Source organism: Neorhizobium sp. DAR64860/K0K1, assembly GCF_050500205.1.
GTDB lineage: Bacteria > Pseudomonadota > Alphaproteobacteria > Rhizobiales > Rhizobiaceae > Neorhizobium > Neorhizobium soli.
Map to the genome: position 1 here is coordinate 1177346 of NZ_CP191459.1, position 16643 is coordinate 1193988.

Genomic DNA, 16643 nt, shown 5'->3' on the forward strand with positions numbered 1-16643 from the left:
TGCCGTAGCCCCGCTCTGTGGATAACCCCATGTCGGGTGAATTCCGGCTTTTGTCACCCCAGCAATTTTCTTGACCTTCGGCTTCAATTATAAGCAGCCTGCAGTTCAGGACCGCATGGGAGGCGAGACGGTTGCAGACGATTTTGAGCATCGGTATCGATGCGCTCGCCTATGGCATGATCCTGTTCGTGATTTCGATCGGGCTTTCGGTGACGATGGGGCTGATGCGGGTGGTCAATCTCGCCCATGGTGCCTTCGCGATGATCGGCGGCTATGTCGCCTCCTATATTTCGCGGGACCTCGGCCTAGGCTATGCGCCGGCCATCCTTGCCGCCGTGGTCGCCACGATCGTGATTGCGGTGCCGATCGAGCGGTTTCTCTATCGTCGCATCTATGGCGCGCCTGAATTGACGCAGGTGCTGATGACGATCGGCATCACGTTTTGCATCATCGGGCTTGCCAATTACCTGATGGGGCCGACGCTAAAGACCATTCCGCTTTCGGATGTGCTGCAGCAACCGGTCGATCTCGGTTTCCGCAGCATTTCCGCGCATCGTCTGTTTGCAATCTTCTGCGGTCTTGCCGTGGCGCTTTGCCTGTGGCTTGCGATCGAGAAGACCGGTTTCGGCATCAGGCTGCGGGCCTCGGTCGATAATGCGGCGATGGCGTCAGCGCTCGGGGTTCGCACCGAAATCATCTATGCGGTCAGCTTTGCGGTCGCGGTCGGGCTTGCGGCCTTCGGCGGCGTGGTCGGGGCCGAATTGCTGCCGGTCGAACCCTATTATGCGCTGCGCTATCTCGTGACATTCCTGGTCGTCGTTTCCGTCGGCGGGGCAGGCTCGATCGGGGGCACGTTGCTCGCCTGCCTGCTGCTCGGCGCGGTCGATACGACGGGGCGCTATCTGCTGCCCGAGTTCGGCGAGTTCTTCTTCTACCTTGCGGTGATCGCCATCATCTGCGTGTTTCCGAACGGCCTCATGAAGGGGGCGAAGTAGAATGGCGGTTGATGTGAGTTCAAGGGATATGGGCGCGATTCGCCGTCGCCGTTCGCTGATGCGCGATGTCGTGGGGTTCAGCGTGATCGTCCTTGCCGCGGCGATCGGCTATTTTGCCTTTCCGGATAATCTGGCGCTTCTGACGCGGATCATCGCGGTGGCGCTGCTCGTGCTTTCGCTTGATCTCGTCACCGGCTATTGCGGCGTGGCGACGCTTGGTCATGCGGCGCTGTTTGGCAGCGGCGCCTATGCGGCGGGTATTCTGTCTGCCCATTACGGCATCAACGATCCGCTGCTGATGACGCTTGCGGGGCTCGTCGGCGGAGCGCTTGCCGGGCTGTTGTCGGGGCTCGTCATGCTGCGTGCCCATGGCCTGCCGCAACTGGTTCTGTCGATCGCGCTCATTCATCTGTTTCACGAGCTTGCCAACAAGATGTCGTCCTTTACCGGCGGCAGCGACGGCCTTTCGGGGATCGCGCCGGATCCGATCTTCGGCCGTTTCGAATTCGATCTGTTCGGCAATACGGCCTATGTGTTCGCGGTCGTGATGCTGCTCGTCGTGTTCGTTCTCCTGCGCATTCTCGTGCGGTCGCCATTCGGCATGCTGTGTCGCGGGCTGAAGGAGGATCCGCTGCGGATCCGGGCGATGGGCGCCTCGCCGAAGCGCGCGATCGTCAAGATGTATGGAATTTCCGGGGCGGTCGCGGGGCTGGGCGGCGCGCTCAACGCCATCTCCACGCAGGTGGTCGGGCTCGATACGCTGTCGTTTACCCAGTCTGCGGAAGCGCTTGTGATGTTGGCACTCGGCGGCACGGGTTCGCTGTTCGGGGCCCTTGCCGGCACCGTCGCCTTCATGATGTTTCAGGACTATGTGTCCTCGGTCAATCCTTTCCACTGGCTGACCATGGTCGGCGCGCTTCTGATTGCCGTGGTGCTGTTTGCGCCGAAGGGCATCTATGGAACGGTGGCGGCGTTTCTTGAAAAACGGCGGGAGGGACGGCCATGACCGCAGTTGTCGGAAGTCCCGTGTTCGAAGTCGTCTCCCTCAAAAAGTCGTTTGGCGGGCTGGTGGTCACGAACGATGTTTCGCTGTCCATGGCGGCGGGCGATCGGGTGGCGTTGATCGGCCCGAACGGTGCCGGCAAGACGACCTTCGTCAATCTGGTGACGGGAACGCTGGCCCCCAGTTCTGGCGAGGTGCGGCTGGGTGGCGAGGTGATCACGGGGCTCGACGCGAGTGCTCGCGTCAAACGCGGGCTGGTGCGGTCCTTCCAGGTGACACGGCTGTTTCAGGACATGACGGCGGCCGAACATCTGGGCCTTGCGGTCCTGCAGCGGGAAGGGCGGTCCGGCCGCATCTTCGGCAATTTCCTGACCATGGCTGACGTGATGCAGGAGGTGGAGCACCGTCTCGAGACATTGCGGCTGACCGCGCTCATGCACCGCAAGGTCCGCGAGATCGCCTATGGTCAGCAGCGTCTTTTAGAGATCGCCATCGCGCTCGCCTTGAAGCCGAAAGTGCTGCTGCTCGACGAACCGGCGGCCGGCGTGCCGCAGAGCGATGTGGGGTTGATCGAGCAGGCTCTCGACGAACTGCCGGCCGATCTGGCGGTGCTGATGATCGAGCACGACATGGATCTCGTCTTCCGGTTTGCCAAAAAGGTCGTGGTGCTTGCCGCCGGCGCTGTCATCTTCGACGGCGCGCCGGGCGACGCCACACGCGATCCCCGCGTCAGGGAAGCCTATCTGGGGAGCTATGCCGATGCCGGCCGCGTCGCTTGAGATCGAAAACCTGTCGGCGGGCTATGGCCCGACCAGGGTTCTGGAAGACATCACCATCACTGTTCCGGCCGGACGGCGGCTGGCCGTTCTCGGCCGCAACGGCATGGGCAAGACGACGCTGCTTGCGAGCCTTGCGGGACAGACCCGTCGTTACGGTGGCCGGATTTCCCTCGACGGTGCCGATATCAGCACTGCCGCGAGCGCCGACCGGGCCCGTGCGGGACTGGGTTACGTGCCGCAGGAACGCTGCGTCTTCCCGAGCCTGACAGTGGAGGAAAACTTGTTCGTCGGCCTCAAGGCGCGCCCGAAGGATGCGATCGAGGAGGCCTATGCCATGTTTCCGCGGCTGAAGGAGCGGCGCAGCAATCTGGGCAACCAGCTTTCCGGCGGCGAGCAGCAGATGCTGACGACGGCCCGCACTATTCTCGGCCGTCCCTCGGTGCTGCTTCTTGACGAACCGCTGGAGGGTCTCGCCCCCGTCATCTGCGAGGAATTGATGATTGCCTTCGCGGCACTTGCGACCTCAGGCGACATGACCATCCTACTGGTGGAGCAGCGGATCCAGAGCGCGCTCGATTTCGCGGAAGATGTCATCATTCTGGAGCGCGGGCGCATTGCCTGGAGCGGCACGCCGGATGCTCTCTCGAAGGATCAGCAGACCGTGGACCGACTGCTCGGTGTCGGCGGTCTGCATTGACGGAGAGCTCGGGGCGGATCGCAAGTCTCGCGATGTATCTCGCGCCGCCACCGGTTGCGGAGGCGACCGATGCGCTGTGGGCGTTTGTTGCCCGCAGGCTGACCGATGCCGGCATGGAAGGGGTTCCCGGTACGCTCGATCGTTCGATCTCCCATGACGATGCCTGGCTGCGGCCGGATCTGCTATTGTCGCAGACCTGCGGATACCCTTACGTCACCAGTCTGCGCGGAAACGTGCGGCTGGTGGCGACGCCCTGCTATGCCTATCCGGGTTGCTACGGCCCGGATATGCGCAGCTTCGTGATCGTCCGCAAGGATGCGGGGATAGTCTCGCTCGAGGATCTGCGCGGGCGGACGGCGGCGATCAACAGTCGCGACAGCAATTCGGGTGCCAATCTGTTTCGCGCCGCGATCGCGCCCGTTGCGCGCGGACCGCGCTTCTTTGGAAGCGTCATCGAAACCGGCGGGCATGCGGCCAGCATCGCGGCTGTCGCCGAGGGCAGGGCGGATTGCGCTGCGATAGACTGCATCACGTACGGTCATGTGGCGCGGTTCGCGCCTGAAGATCTGGCTGATCTCGCCGTGCTGGCAGAGACCCCATCCGGCCCCGGCCTGCCGCTTATCACCCGGGCGTCTGCATCCGATGACGAGGTGGCGCTTTTGCGATCCGCGCTTGAGGCAGCCCTCGTTGACCCGTCGCTTGCGGATGTGCGTGACGTGCTGGCGCTGACCGGTTTCGCGGCTCTCGACGATTCCCGTTACGAAAGCCTGCTCGAGCTTGAAAGGCAGGCCGCAGCGCTCGGCTATCCTGCCGTCGCCTGACACATCGACGCCGCTGCCGGGACTTTGCCTTATGCCTTGGGACGCCTATCGTGGCGCCTTCGCCGACCTCGGCCTTTCAAGGAACGCTGCCCGTGACCATCCTTCTCGACAAGGCACTGACGTGGCGTGATGTCGCTCAAGTTGCGGAAGGCGCGGATCTCGCGCTTTCACAAGGGGCTTGGGACCGAATTGCTTATGCCCGCCGCATCGTTGAAGCGTTGGTAGACAGCGGCGCGAGGGCGTATGGCATCACGACGGGTGTCGGCGCGCTGTCCGATACGGTCGTCGATCGCGACGCACAGAGCCGGCTTTCGCGCAATATCGTCATGAGCCATGCCTGCGGTGTCGGACCGCTGCTTGGCCGCCGCGACGTGAGGGCGGTGATCGCGGCGCAGATCGCCAATTTCGCGCATGGGCATTCCGGTGTGCGGCCTCAGATCGTCAGGCATCTCTGCCGGTTTCTCGAGGCCGACTGCATTCCGGATATGCCGTCGAAAGGCTCGGCCGGCTACCTCATTCACAACGCCCATACGGCGCTGGTGCTGATCGGCGAGGGACATGCCTGCGTGGCGGGGGAGCGGATGACCGGCCGCGCGGCGCTTGCCGCAATCGGGCTCGAACCGTTGGTGCTCGGCGCCAAGGAAGGGCTCAGCCTCGTCAACGGCACCGCCTGCTCGACCGGGCTTGCCTGCGTGGCACTCGCGCGTACCGAACGGTTACTCGACTGGGCCGATGCGATTGCCGCTGTGACGCTGGAGGCTGCCGGGTGCCAGATGGCCGCTTTCGACGAGGATGTGCTGGCGCTGAGGCCTTCGGCGGGTATTGCCAGCGTCGGGGCCGCATTGCGGTCGCGTCTTCAGGGAAGCGGCATCATCGCCGCCGCGGTCGGGCGGCGAACACAGGATGCGCTCAGTCTTCGCGCCATACCGCATGCGCATGGTGCGGCCCGCGACGTGTTTGCCCATGCCTGCGGGACCGTCGATCAGGAGCTTGCCTCCGTCACCGACAACCCTGCAATCGCGGGCACGCCGGATGCGCCGCTCGTCTGGTCCGAAGCGCATGCGGTGGCGCCGGCGCTTGGTCATGCCGCCGATGCGCTGGGAAGCGCGATTGCCCAGGTTGCGGCCATGAGCGAGCGTCGCATCGACCGGCTGGTCAATCCGCTGGTGAGCCGCCTGCTGCCGTTTCTCGCGACCGATGCCGGCAGCCATTCCGGTTTCATGATCGCGCAATACACGGCGGCCGCACTCGTTAACGAGAACAGGCGGCTGGCCGCGCCGGCGGCGACCGATGGTGGTCTGACATCGGGCCTTCAGGAGGATTTTCTGGCGCATCCGACGGCTGCGGCCAGCAAGTTGCTCGCCATACTCGACAATGCCGAACAGGTGCTTGCGATCGAACTGATGGCGGGCGTCCAGGCGCAGGACATTCTCGCCGAAACCAATTCGCCCGCGATCGGCACCCTGGACGTCCACGATATGGTGCGACAGCATGTGGCCATCTACGCAGACGATCGCCCGCTGGGTCACGATATGGAGGTGCTGCGCCAACTGATCGCCGGCAATCCGCCGCCGCCTGCTTGACCTCCCTCGCGCATCTTATAGTATGAGTTAGGTCATCATGTATGATGACATTGTGATAGGAAGCTGTCCTGGGGAGGATCAATGCTGAAGAGACTTTTGCTGACCGGCGCTGCCGGCGGGCTTGCGCGCGGAATTCGTCCGCTGCTGAGCGAGCTTGCAGAAGAAGTGGTGCTGTCGGATCTCACAGACATCGATGATCCCGGTGCGAACCAGAGTTTCGTGCGCTGCGATCTGTCCGATGCCGCAGCCGTCGCCAGACTGGTCGAAGGCGTTGACGGTATCATCCATCTCGGCGGTGTCTCGATCGAAAAGCCGTTCGACATGATTCTGCAGGCCAATATCGTTGGCCTCTACAATCTCTACGAGGCTGCCCGCCACAGCGGCAAGCCGCGCATCGTATTCGCCAGTTCCAACCATGTTGTCGGCTATTACAGACGCGACGAATTCATCGACAACAGCGTCGCGCCGAAGCCGGACTCGCTCTACGGTGTCTCCAAAGTGTTCGGCGAGGCCGTTGCCAGCATGTACTGGCAGAAGTTCGCCCAGGAGACGCTGTCGATGCGGATCGGGTCCTGCTTCGACAAGCCGCTAACCCGTCGTATGCTGGCAACATGGCTGAGCTACCAGGATTTCGTATCGCTGTGCGGACGGGCCTTCTCCGCTCCACGGCTTGGCCATACGGTGGTCTACGGCGCTTCTGCAAACGATGAGCAATGGTGGGACAACGGCAACGCGTCCTTCCTTGGCTGGAGACCGCAGGACACATCCGCCAAATGGCGCGTGGAAGTGGAGGCGGCGGCGGTCGACGATCCGGCCGATCCCGCAGTCATTTATCAAGGCGGTGCATTCACCACGGCCGGGCATCCGGACGATATCTGAGATAGGAATTTTGCAATGACGATCTACCAGAACCTGATTGCCGGCGAATGGGTCGGCACGGATGCGTCCGAGAATATCAGCCCGTCCGACACGAAAGATGTCGTGGGGCTTTATGCACGTGGAAGTGCCGAGGATACCAAGACCGCGATCGCGGCCGCCAAGGCTGCGTTTCCCGCATGGTCGCGTTCCGGCATTCTCGAGCGGCACGCGATCCTGAAAAAGACCGCGGACGAGATCCTTGCCCGCAAGGAAGAGCTCGGCAAGCTGCTGGCGCGCGAAGAAGGAAAGATCCTTCCCGAGGCGATCGGCGAAGTGACGCGCGCGGCGCAGATCTTCGATTTCTTCGCGGGCGAAGCGCTGCGCCTGACCGGCGAGATCGTGCCGTCGGCACGGCCGGGCATCACCGTCGAGATTACCCGCGAACCGCTCGGCGTCATCGGCATCATCACGCCGTGGAATTTCCCGATCGCCATTCCGGCCTGGAAGATCGCACCGGCACTTTGCTACGGCAACACGGTCGTGTTCAAGCCCGCCGAACTCGTGCCGGGCTGCGCCTGGGCCATCGTCGATATTCTACACCGCGCAGGCCTGCCGAAGGGTGTGCTCAATCTGGTGATGGGAAGCGGCTCGGTGGTCGGTCAGGCGATGCTCGACAGCCGGGATCTCGGCGGTATCACGTTCACAGGCTCGACCGGCACCGGCAAGCGGGTGGCGCTTGCCTCGATCGAGCATAACCGCAAGTTCCAGCTGGAAATGGGCGGCAAGAACCCGATGGTGGTGCTTGACGATGCAGACCTTAACGTCGCCGTTGAAGCCGCTGCCAATTCCGGCTTCTTCTCGACCGGCCAGCGCTGCACGGCCTCGTCGCGGCTGATCGTGACGGAAGGCATTCACGACAAGTTCGTGGCTGCCATGACCGACAAGCTGAAGTCACTGACCGTTGACAACGCCCTGAAGGCCGGCACGCATATCGGTCCCGTCGTCGACGAACGGCAGCTCAAGCAGGATACGGACTATATCGAGATCGGCAAAAGCGAGGGCGCCAAGCTTGCCTTCGGCGGCGAGGTGGTGTCCCGCGATACGCCCGGCTTCTATCTGCAGCCGACGCTGTTCACCGAAGCGACCAACCAGATGCGCATCAGTCAGGAAGAGATTTTCGGACCCGTCGTGTCGGTCATCCGCGTCAAGGATTATGACGAGGCGCTCTCCGTTGCCAACGATACGCCGTTCGGCCTTTCCGCCGGCATCGCGACGACCAGCCTGAAGCATGCGACGCATTTCAAGCGCAACTCCGAAGCCGGGATGGTGATGGTCAACCTGCCGACGGCCGGCGTCGATTTCCACGTGCCCTTCGGCGGCCGCAAGGCATCGTCCTTCGGTTCGCGTGAACAGGGTAAGTATGCAGCCGAATTCTTCACCGTGGTAAAGACGGCCTATACGCTGCCGTAAACAATATTCAGCCCGGCACGGCAGACGCTGTGCCGGGCGACATCCTCATTCGATTTTCTCATGGGCATCCGCCTTGCCCTTGACCCAGTAGCCCGCGGCCTTGAGCCACGGCAGCGCATGGCCGCGGCGTTCCACGAGATGGGCCCGGATCGCGCGCGCGACAGAGGCTTCGGCCGCGACCCAGACGAAAGTATCCGGCTCGATTTCGACGGTATCGAGCGCTGTAATCAGCGGCTGGGCATCGGTTGCGTGCGACAGCGGCCGGTGGACGTAGATCGTCCGGAGCGAGGCCTTGCTCTCGAAGGACTGTTCTTCGGCCTGTCCCTCGACCGCGGCGATTACCGTGATGGTGTCGCCGGGCCTTCCTTCCTCGACCCGCCGACCGATTGCCGGAAGCGCGGTCTCGTCGCCGATCAGGATCCAGCGCTTTACACCGGTAATGACCGCTGATCCGCGCGGGCCGCCGATCGACAGCGCGGTGCCGGGCTTCGCCTCAAGCGCCCAGCGTGTTGCCGGTCCCGCTTCGTGGACTGCGAAGTCGATTACCAGCCGTCGCGCATCGGCATCGTAGAAGCGTGGGGTATAGTCGCGGCGCTCTGGTTCTCCATCGGATGTGGGCAGCATGATCTTGACGTGGTCATCCGGCGCGCTGCTGACGAAGTCGGCGAGGTCCTCGCCCGTCAGCGTGATGCGCAGCATGTTCGGCGTGATGGCCGCGACGGTTTCGACAACCAGGTTGCGCCGTTTGAGCTCGTGCTTGAAGCGCTCGATCTTCGGGCCGGACGGCAGCGCGGGTGACGGGTTGGAGAGGTCGTTCATGTCTGTCCTTTCACCGCTTCAAAGCCCGAGAAGACGAGCGGTCCGAGAGAACCACCATGAAAATTCAAGGGGATTGATGCAAGCGCTTAAACTTGATAATCACAAACAAGTTTAATGTGCCACGGTGAATCGATGACCTTCCAGCCCCGGATGCGAAACCAGATCGAAGGTTTTTCGGTCATCGGCGGCATGCGTCGGCGGCACTGGAATGGGATCACTGCAGATCTGTGGGATGTGGAATGCGGTCCGCATGCGGGTGGCTACTATGTAGCGCAGGATCCGCGGCTTTTCATCCTGCTGGAGCACCGGGGTGGCGGACGGCCGTTGGTGAAATGCAGTCCGCGGGCGGGTGGCTCGCCGCAGGACAGCTGCGAGAGCCCGATCTCCTATATCCCGGCCGAAATGGATCTCTGGGTCGACATCGAAGACGTCCAGTATGTGCGGCACCTCGACATTCATTTCGATGCGGATGGTTTGCGGCGCAGGCTGATGGACGAACTCGATCCGCGGCGTCTGACGGAGCCGCATCTTCTGTTTGCCGATCCGCGCGTGATGTCGCTGGCGCAGCTGATCGCGATGGAAGTCGCCAATCCGGACCCGCTCCATGATCTCTACGGCGATGGACTGGCGGTCGCGCTGCTCGTCGATGTGCTGAAGATCGTCAAACTCTCGGACACCCGCAAGCGCAGCACACTTGCCCCGTGGCAGTTGCGGCGCGCTGTGGAATTCATCGAGGCCAATTGCCTTCGCAGCATTCGGCTACAGGAGATCGCGGCCCTGACAGGGCTGTCGCAATCGCATTTCAGCCACTCGTTCAAGGCGTCGACAGGGTTTGCGCCGCACGAGTGGCAGATGAATGCCCGGCTCGACCGTGCCAAGCAGATGCTGATTTCCGGCGCCCGGCCGCTGACCGAAATCGCGGTCGAGAGCGGCTTTGCCGATCACGCCCATTTCAGCCGCGTGTTCCGCAAGCATGTCGGCACCACGCCGTCGAAATGGAAAAAGTCACACTCGGTTTGAATCGGCTGCGATGGGGTTCAGTCCAGCAACTTTGCCCAAGATCGTTCAAATATCGCGGATGCGGGCAAGCGACGGCGTTTAATTTGAGTTAAACACTCATCTATTGTGCCAGGTAGTGTGGCGGCGTGAGTGGGGCGAATATGAGTGGAATGTTGGGGAAGAACAAGGTGAAGGCGGCGCTTGGGGCAGGGGTTGCCCTTATGGCGCTCAGCGCATCGTTTAGCGCGCGGGCGCAGGTGCAGAGCGAGGGGACAACGCTTGCACCTATCGTCATCGAGGGCCAAGGAACGGAAGGCGGCGGTACCGGCCCTGTTGAGGGTTACGTTGCCAAGCAGACGACCACGGGTTCCAAGACCGATACGCCGATCAATGAAATTCCGCAGTCCGTATCCGTCGTCGGACGGCAGGAGCTGGAGGATCGCGGCGTCGTCGACAAGGTCGATCAGGCGCTTCTATATACGCCCGGCGTCTTTGCGCAGCCTTACGGTTCGGATCCCGATACCGACTGGATTTATGTGCGCGGCTTCAACGCGTCGCAGACCGGTCTCTTCTACGACAATCTGGCTCTGACCAGCCACGCCTTCGGCAATTTCCAGATCGATCCGTTCCTGCTGGAGCGCGTGGAAGTTCTTAAAGGCCCGGCATCGGTTCTGCTCGGGGGCGCCAATGCCGGCGGTGTCGTGAACCTGGTGCGCAAGCGTCCGACGGACGAGCCCTATTTTTACACCGAGCTCGGAGTGGACAGCAACGGCAGCGGTTATGCCGGCTTCGACTTCTCGGACAAGGCGCTCGGCAGCGATGTCGTCAGCTACCGCTTCACGGGCAAGCTTTCCGGCGGCCAGGGCTATTCGGATGAGCAGGATGACATCCGCGGCGTGTTCATGCCGCAGATCACATTCCAGCCGACCGACACGACCAGCCTCAATGTCTGGGGCTCCGTCAGCAAGCTCGATCAGACCCATACGTCCAACGGTCTGCTGCCCTATACGGGCACCGTGGAAAGCAATCCCGTGTTCGGCAAACTTGACCGTGACGTGTTTGTCGGCGATCCGGATTTCGATATCGGTCGCTCGACCCAGGCAATGGTCGGCTACGAGTTCGAGCATGAATTCGATAGCGGCTGGAAGTTCACGCAGAACCTGCGCTACGCGCATCTCGACAAGCGCGAACGCCAGATCTACGCGTTCGACTTCCTCTCGCAGACCGATGGTCTGGTGCTGACCTACGCAGACGACGTGCGCTCTTCGGCCAACTCGTTCAATATCGACAACCGGCTGGAGAACGAGTTCGAGCTTGGCGGCGCGAGCCACAAGGTGATGGCTGGCGTGGATTATCGCTACTACCGTCTCGACAACGATCAGCTCGCGACACCCTTCGGTTCCTATCCGCCGCAATACGATCCGCTCAACCCGAGCAATGACCTGCCAACACCAACACTCGTGCCTTCGACGCATCAGATCTACACGATCAATCAGGTCGGTGCGTATGTTCAGGACCAGATCAAGTTCGGCGGAGGCTGGGTCGCCACCCTCAACGGTCGCTTCGATTATCTTGAAAGCGAGGTGGACGACCGCCTTGGCACCGGTGATGCCAAGCTGAACGATACCGCCTGGAGCGGCCGTGCGGGCATCGCCTACGAATTCGAAAACGGTGTGACGCCCTATGCCAGCGTCGCCACCTTCTTCAGCCCGCTGGTCGGCACCGGTGCGGATGGCGCGCTGAAGCCCGAAGAAGGCGAGCAGTACGAGGCCGGCGTCAAGTACGAGCCGACCTGGCTCGACGGAAGTCTGACGGCGTCTGTATTCCAGATCGACAAGCAGAACTACACGGTCAGTGTCCCGGCCATCGGTGACCGTCAGCTCGGCGAAGTCCGCTCACGCGGTGTTGAACTCGAAGGCAAGTTCAATCTGGATCGCAACTGGAAGCTGATCGCTGCCGCCTCCTATACGGATCTTGAGTTCACCGAAAACCCTGGCGATTCCTCGCTGGAGGGCAATACGCCGGCGGTGGTGCCGAACGCGCAGACTTCGCTCTGGCTGGACTACACGGTCACGGACGGACCGCTCGCAGGCCTGGGTCTCGGGGCCGGCGTGCGCTACCGCGGCGAGTCTTGGGCTGACGACGCCAATACGCTTCGCGTGAAGGATGCGACCGTGTTCGATGCGGGTATCCGCTATGAAAAGAACGACTGGAAAGCTGCTCTCAACGTGACCAACCTGTTCGACAAGGAATACGTTGCGGGCTGCAACACGATGTATTTCTGCGGCTACGGCGAAGCGCGTACGCTGACCTTGAAAGTCAGTAAGGTTTGGTAACTTGACAGCGCCGGTAAAGTTTAGCAGGAAGGCCCTACGGGGCCTTTCCATTCGACCGGCTCATGAGACTGTTGACGAACGGGTGAGCGCAGAGGAGCGCGACGGGAATGTTGATGGACAGGTTTACGCTTTCCGGCCAGGCAATTCCGGTCGATCCGGAGCGCATGCTGTGCGAGATCTGCGAACATTTCGTCGAGCATAGCGAAGTCAAGCGCGACGGCGACCACGTCAATCTCGCAAGCGAGGTTGGCGAAGCCAATATCCGCAAGCAGGGCGGCTGCCTTTCGATCGATATTTCCTGCCCGTCGGCGCAGTTGCTGCAACTGGTGCGCAGCTCGATTGCCGAGCATCTTTTCATGTTTGCCGGCGAAGAGCCGCTTGAGCTGAACTGGCATGACGAAGCGGCCCTGACGCCGATCCCGGGCCTTACCGAAATTCGCGTCGTTGCTGCGCGGCATGTAACGCCGCATATGCGCCGCCTGACGCTTGCCTGCGACGACATTGCCCGGTTCGTCGGCGCCGACTACCACATTCGCCTGCTGATCCCGAAGAAGGGCCGCAAGCCCGTCTGGCCGGTTACCCGTGCGGATGGTCGCCTCGGCTGGCTGAACGGCGAAGACGAAATGGTGATCCGCATCTACACGATCCGCAGTGTGGACGTTGCGCGCGGCGAGATGGATATCGACTTCGTGCTTCATGAAAGCGACGGCCGGCCCATGCCGGGCTCCGAGTTCGGCCGCAATGCCGAGCCGGGCGATGTCGCAGGTCTGCTGGGACCGGGCGGCGGCGGTTTGCCGGATGCCCGGCACATGATCCTTGCCGGCGACGATACGGCCTTGCCGGCGATTTCCCGCATCCTCGCCGAAGCGCCTGCCGATGCGCGGCTGCAGGTGTTTATCGAAGTCGACGACGTTGCCGATCAGTTGCCGCTTTGCTCCAGGGCGTCGGTCGAGATCACGTGGCTGCACCGCAAGGGCATTGCGCCTGGCAAAGCCGGGATCCTCGGTCCCGTCGTTCTTCCTGTTATCGAGCAGGCGGGGCCTGACACCTTTATCTGGATCGGATGCGAGAAGTCCGAAGCTCGGCCTCTCCGTAACCATCTCAAGTCCCGCGGCCACGACAAGAAGCGCATGTGCGTGATCGGATACTGGGGCGACAACAAGCACTGAGAGCGATTGCCGTGGGGCAAAGGCCCTAATCGTCGGGTGCGAGCGGCAACATGGTTGACGCCGGCATGGCGAAGCAGATAGGACGCCATCGTTCCCTTTTAGGGAACAGTGCGGAGAGGTGGCCGAGTGGTCGAAGGCGCTCCCCTGCTAAGGGAGTATACCCGGAAGGGTATCGTGGGTTCGAATCCCATCTTCTCCGCCATTATTTTCCCAGATCGTTTCGTCTCGACATCTTTTCTGGGAACTTTTGCACCTTCAGAAAGATAAGTCAGGAACCACCTCGCGACGTACCCGTTGATAGTCATTCACCTATCAAGAAGGATACCCCATGGCTCGCGATATTTCCTCCGACATCGATCGTCTGTCCGATCAGCTCGCCGACCTGCGTTCGGCTCTCATGAAACAGGCCAGCTCTTCGGCAAGCGAGGCATCCAGCTATCTCGCGCCGCGTGCCCGTCAGGTGGCGCGGCAGTTGCAGCACGGCAGCCATGACATTTCGGAGGTCGTACGCCGCAACCCAGGCACCGCAACCGGTGCACTCGTCGGCGCGCTCGCGATCGGAGCCGCAATCGGCTTCCTTCTATACAGTGCCGCTGAGCGCGACTAATAAGACCTGAAACAGGCGCATGGATTTCTTCCATGCGCCTGTTTTCACATTGTGGACCGTAGGGCTCAGGCCGACGGCTGCTTCGTCTTGCGCAGATACGGAAGAACCGTGTCGAACGATCCAAAACGCGCAAGCGCATCCTCATTCGAAACCCCTGCCGTAATGATCACATCGTCGCCCTGCTGCCAGTTGGCAGGCGTTGCGACCTGATGCTTTGACGTCAGCTGGATCGAATCGATCGCTCTCAAGATTTCATTGAAATTGCGACCTGTTGTCATCGGGTAAGTGAGGATCAGTTTGATCTTCTTGTCTGGACCAATGACGTAGACGGAACGCACCGTCGCGTTGTCTGCAGGTGTGCGGCCCTCAGACGATGACCCGGCGCTTGCCGGCAGCATGTCATAGAGTTTCGCGACGTTCAGATCCTTGTCGCCGATCAACGGATAATCGACATCGTAGCCAGTTGCCGTGCGAATATCGTCCTTCCACTTACCGTGGCTTTCGACAGGATCGACCGAGATGCCGACGATCTTGACGCCGCGCTTGGTGAATTCACCTTCGAGCCCCGCCATTGTGCCGAGTTCGGTGGTGCAGACGGGCGTGAAGTTCTTCGGGTGGGAAAAGAGAACCGCCCAGCCATCGCCGATCCAGTTGTGGAATTCAATCGTGCCTTGGGTTGTTTCGGCAGTAAAGTCCGGGGCGATGTCGTTGATACGCAGGCTCATGGTGAAGTCCTCCAGTGCTTTTCGCATTGTGATCGGTGACGGCGACATACCCGGTCGGGCGCCGCCTTTGGGTCACCTTAGATATTAGCGGTCGGCCCACTGAATACCACCACGTTTGTTCCAAATTGCGAGCGAGATGGGGCGAAAAGTTGCGCATAGAGTAACGATATCGAAGTCGCATTGCGCGGTCTCAGTTCGTCGCCGATGACCGGCATCTGAATGCAAATCAGCCCCGCATTCCTTTCGGAAGGCGAGGCTGACGGGAAATCCTTCGACCGCGGTTAGCGGATGATCTGGACGACCTTGCGGGTCTGCGGATCGACGATCACGCGTTCCTCGTTGACGACCGTGTAGGAATATTCCGGCGCTTCTGGGATCTGCGAGAGAACGACGGTTTCAGGAACCGCCTGGCCGACCACGATGCGCTCCTTGACGACGACGCGTTCGGTTGGCATCGGCTGCTGCTCGACATAGGTGACGACGCGCTGCGGCGGCGGATCGATTGCGCTGCCGACGATCGCGCCAGCGACGCCACCAACGGCTGCGCCGACAGGTCCGCCGACGATTGCGCCGGTAACCGCGCCGCCTGCTGCACCATTAACCGTGCCCTGCTGCGCCATAGCGACCGGCGCAATGCCGATGCTAAGAAGGGTAGAAAGAACGAGGATCTTCGTTTTCATAACGTTTACCTTTCGATGCCTGCGACGGGACCGGCCCGGCAGTTTTATGTTCCGCCAGATGCAACGGTCGTTTTCGACCCCGTTCTGGATGAGTATGGCGATGTCCTGATACCCAAAAGGATAATGTGTTCAGCGCCTTGATACGACCTGACAATGGCCGAACGGATGGTTCGTTCCAGCCATTGGGCTTCAGTCCTGTGCGGTATGGGACCAAAGGCTGAGACATGCCGGATCTTGCCGAAGAGACGGAAAAGACGGAACAATTCCGGCGGCCGGTGGATTTCAAATATTCAGTGCACCTGCGCAGGCGGGATGCTGACACCTCATGTGGCAAGAGGCCGATACGACGGGCATTGCGCCGGTTGTCACGGCATATTTGAAGAGCCAACAGATGATCACACGCCGAGACATACTCACCGCCGTCACCACCGCAGCATTCGTCACGGTGTTTCTGCCTGCGCAGCTTCGTTTCGATGTGGCGTCGGATGGAATGCTGATCGGGATCGCCCAGGCACAGGCGCAAGGCAATGGCGGTGCAGGGTCTGGTGGCGGAGCCGGCGGTAATGGTGGCAAGGGAGGCTCGGGTCAGGGTGGCTCGGGGCAAGGTGGTTCTGGCTCGGGTGGCTCTGGTCCCGGTGGCTCTGGCCCAGGTGGTTCAGGCCAAGGCGGGTCAGGGCAGGGCGGCGGCTCAGCGGGTGACGGCTCGGATGGCGGATCGAAGGGTGACGGGGGCAAAGGCGGCTCTGGTAGCGGTGCGCCGGGAGAGGGCAATCGCGGGGACGCGCAAAATGCCGGTACGTCGGGGACACCCTCGGATGCTCCGGCGAATGGAACCGTGACTGATGGACCGCAGAACACCGGCACCCAAAAGGACAATGCGATCGGGACGGAACCCGAGACACCGGACGTCTCGGCCGAAGGACGGAAGAAGACCTCTAAGAATTCGCGCTCGCTGTCTGTTCGTCATGCGAACGGAACCACAGAACGGATCTCAGGCGATCGGTACGAGATGCGGGATTCACGGCAAAGACCGATCGTGAACCGCGAGGCCACACGATCGGACCGAAAGAGACTTGAGACGCTAAGCCGCTAACGGATACCG

Annotated in this window: 16 protein-coding genes and 1 tRNA gene; 14 read left to right on the forward strand and 3 right to left on the reverse strand. The window is 61.7% G+C overall.

Annotation, left to right across the window (positions count from 1 at the left end; translation table 11 throughout):
• Positions 1 to 131: 131 nt before the first annotated feature.
• The 8 genes from ACQY1J_RS10370 (at position 132) to ACQY1J_RS10405 (ending at position 8206) form a co-directional block, all read left to right on the forward strand.
• Positions 132 to 995 (forward strand): branched-chain amino acid ABC transporter permease, encoded by an 864-nt coding sequence (locus tag ACQY1J_RS10370; RefSeq protein ID WP_062581219.1) that lies wholly within the window; start codon positions 132 to 134, stop codon positions 993 to 995.
• Between the two features lies 1 nt (position 996).
• A complete protein-coding gene (locus tag ACQY1J_RS10375) occupies positions 997 to 2001 on the forward strand; it encodes a branched-chain amino acid ABC transporter permease (RefSeq protein ID WP_430251383.1) in 1005 nt (334 codons plus the stop codon).
• Entirely contained in the window at positions 1998 to 2777 is a 780-nt protein-coding gene (locus ACQY1J_RS10380; protein ID WP_430251384.1) for an ABC transporter ATP-binding protein, read from the forward strand. The genes ACQY1J_RS10375 and ACQY1J_RS10380 overlap by 4 nt, the downstream gene beginning before the upstream one ends.
• The gene (locus ACQY1J_RS10385) at positions 2758 to 3474 is read left to right on the forward strand and encodes an ABC transporter ATP-binding protein (RefSeq protein ID WP_430251385.1); all 717 of its coding nucleotides are present in this window, start codon (positions 2758 to 2760) and stop codon (positions 3472 to 3474) included. The genes ACQY1J_RS10380 and ACQY1J_RS10385 overlap by 20 nt, the downstream gene beginning before the upstream one ends.
• A gap of 32 nt (positions 3475 to 3506) precedes the next feature.
• On the forward strand, positions 3507 to 4295 hold the full coding sequence (locus ACQY1J_RS10390) for a phosphate/phosphite/phosphonate ABC transporter substrate-binding protein (protein WP_430251909.1): 789 nt from the start codon (positions 3507 to 3509) through the stop codon (positions 4293 to 4295).
• A 92-nt stretch (positions 4296 to 4387) separates the two neighbouring features.
• Positions 4388 to 5878, forward strand: coding sequence for an HAL/PAL/TAL family ammonia-lyase (locus tag ACQY1J_RS10395; RefSeq protein ID WP_430251386.1), 1491 nt, complete (start codon positions 4388 to 4390; stop codon positions 5876 to 5878).
• An 81-nt stretch (positions 5879 to 5959) separates the two neighbouring features.
• Positions 5960 to 6757: an NAD-dependent epimerase/dehydratase family protein gene (locus ACQY1J_RS10400; RefSeq protein WP_430251387.1), complete on the forward strand. Its 798-nt coding sequence runs from the start codon at positions 5960 to 5962 to the stop codon at positions 6755 to 6757.
• Positions 6758 to 6772: 15 nt separating this feature from the next.
• Positions 6773 to 8206 (forward strand): aldehyde dehydrogenase family protein, encoded by a 1434-nt coding sequence (locus tag ACQY1J_RS10405; RefSeq protein ID WP_430251388.1) that lies wholly within the window; start codon positions 6773 to 6775, stop codon positions 8204 to 8206.
• 45 nt (positions 8207 to 8251) lie between these two features.
• On the opposite strand, the gene ACQY1J_RS10410 is transcribed toward ACQY1J_RS10405, so the two are convergent.
• Positions 8252 to 9025, reverse strand: coding sequence for a siderophore-interacting protein (locus ACQY1J_RS10410; protein WP_062455974.1), 774 nt, complete (start codon positions 9023 to 9025; stop codon positions 8252 to 8254).
• A 132-nt stretch (positions 9026 to 9157) separates the two neighbouring features.
• Between ACQY1J_RS10410 and ACQY1J_RS10415 the strand changes: the two genes are divergently transcribed.
• From ACQY1J_RS10415 to ACQY1J_RS10435, 5 genes are all read left to right on the forward strand, one after another.
• Positions 9158 to 10045, forward strand: coding sequence for a helix-turn-helix domain-containing protein (locus ACQY1J_RS10415; RefSeq protein WP_430251389.1), 888 nt, complete (start codon positions 9158 to 9160; stop codon positions 10043 to 10045).
• A 140-nt stretch (positions 10046 to 10185) separates the two neighbouring features.
• On the forward strand, positions 10186 to 12360 hold the full coding sequence (locus tag ACQY1J_RS10420; RefSeq protein ID WP_430251390.1) for a TonB-dependent siderophore receptor: 2175 nt from the start codon (positions 10186 to 10188) through the stop codon (positions 12358 to 12360).
• 113 nt (positions 12361 to 12473) lie between these two features.
• Positions 12474 to 13529 (forward strand): DUF2218 domain-containing protein, encoded by a 1056-nt coding sequence (locus ACQY1J_RS10425; protein ID WP_430251391.1) that lies wholly within the window; start codon positions 12474 to 12476, stop codon positions 13527 to 13529.
• A gap of 112 nt (positions 13530 to 13641) precedes the next feature.
• Positions 13642 to 13731 (forward strand) — tRNA-Ser (locus ACQY1J_RS10430).
• Between the two features lie 126 nt (positions 13732 to 13857).
• Positions 13858 to 14136: a hypothetical protein gene (locus tag ACQY1J_RS10435; RefSeq protein ID WP_062581198.1), complete on the forward strand. Its 279-nt coding sequence runs from the start codon at positions 13858 to 13860 to the stop codon at positions 14134 to 14136.
• A gap of 65 nt (positions 14137 to 14201) precedes the next feature.
• On the opposite strand, the gene ACQY1J_RS10440 is transcribed toward ACQY1J_RS10435, so the two are convergent.
• Positions 14202 to 14861 carry a peroxiredoxin gene (locus tag ACQY1J_RS10440; protein ID WP_092660551.1) on the reverse strand — a complete coding sequence of 220 codons (660 nt, stop codon included), beginning with the start codon at positions 14859 to 14861 and terminating at the stop codon, positions 14202 to 14204.
• Positions 14862 to 15142: 281 nt separating this feature from the next.
• On the reverse strand, positions 15143 to 15541 hold the full coding sequence (locus ACQY1J_RS10445; RefSeq protein ID WP_062455989.1) for a DUF1236 domain-containing protein: 399 nt from the start codon (positions 15539 to 15541) through the stop codon (positions 15143 to 15145).
• A gap of 391 nt (positions 15542 to 15932) precedes the next feature.
• On the opposite strand from ACQY1J_RS10445, the gene ACQY1J_RS10450 reads away from it, so the two are divergent.
• Entirely contained in the window at positions 15933 to 16634 is a 702-nt protein-coding gene (locus tag ACQY1J_RS10450; protein WP_430251392.1) for a hypothetical protein, read from the forward strand.
• Positions 16635 to 16643 lie beyond the last annotated feature (9 nt).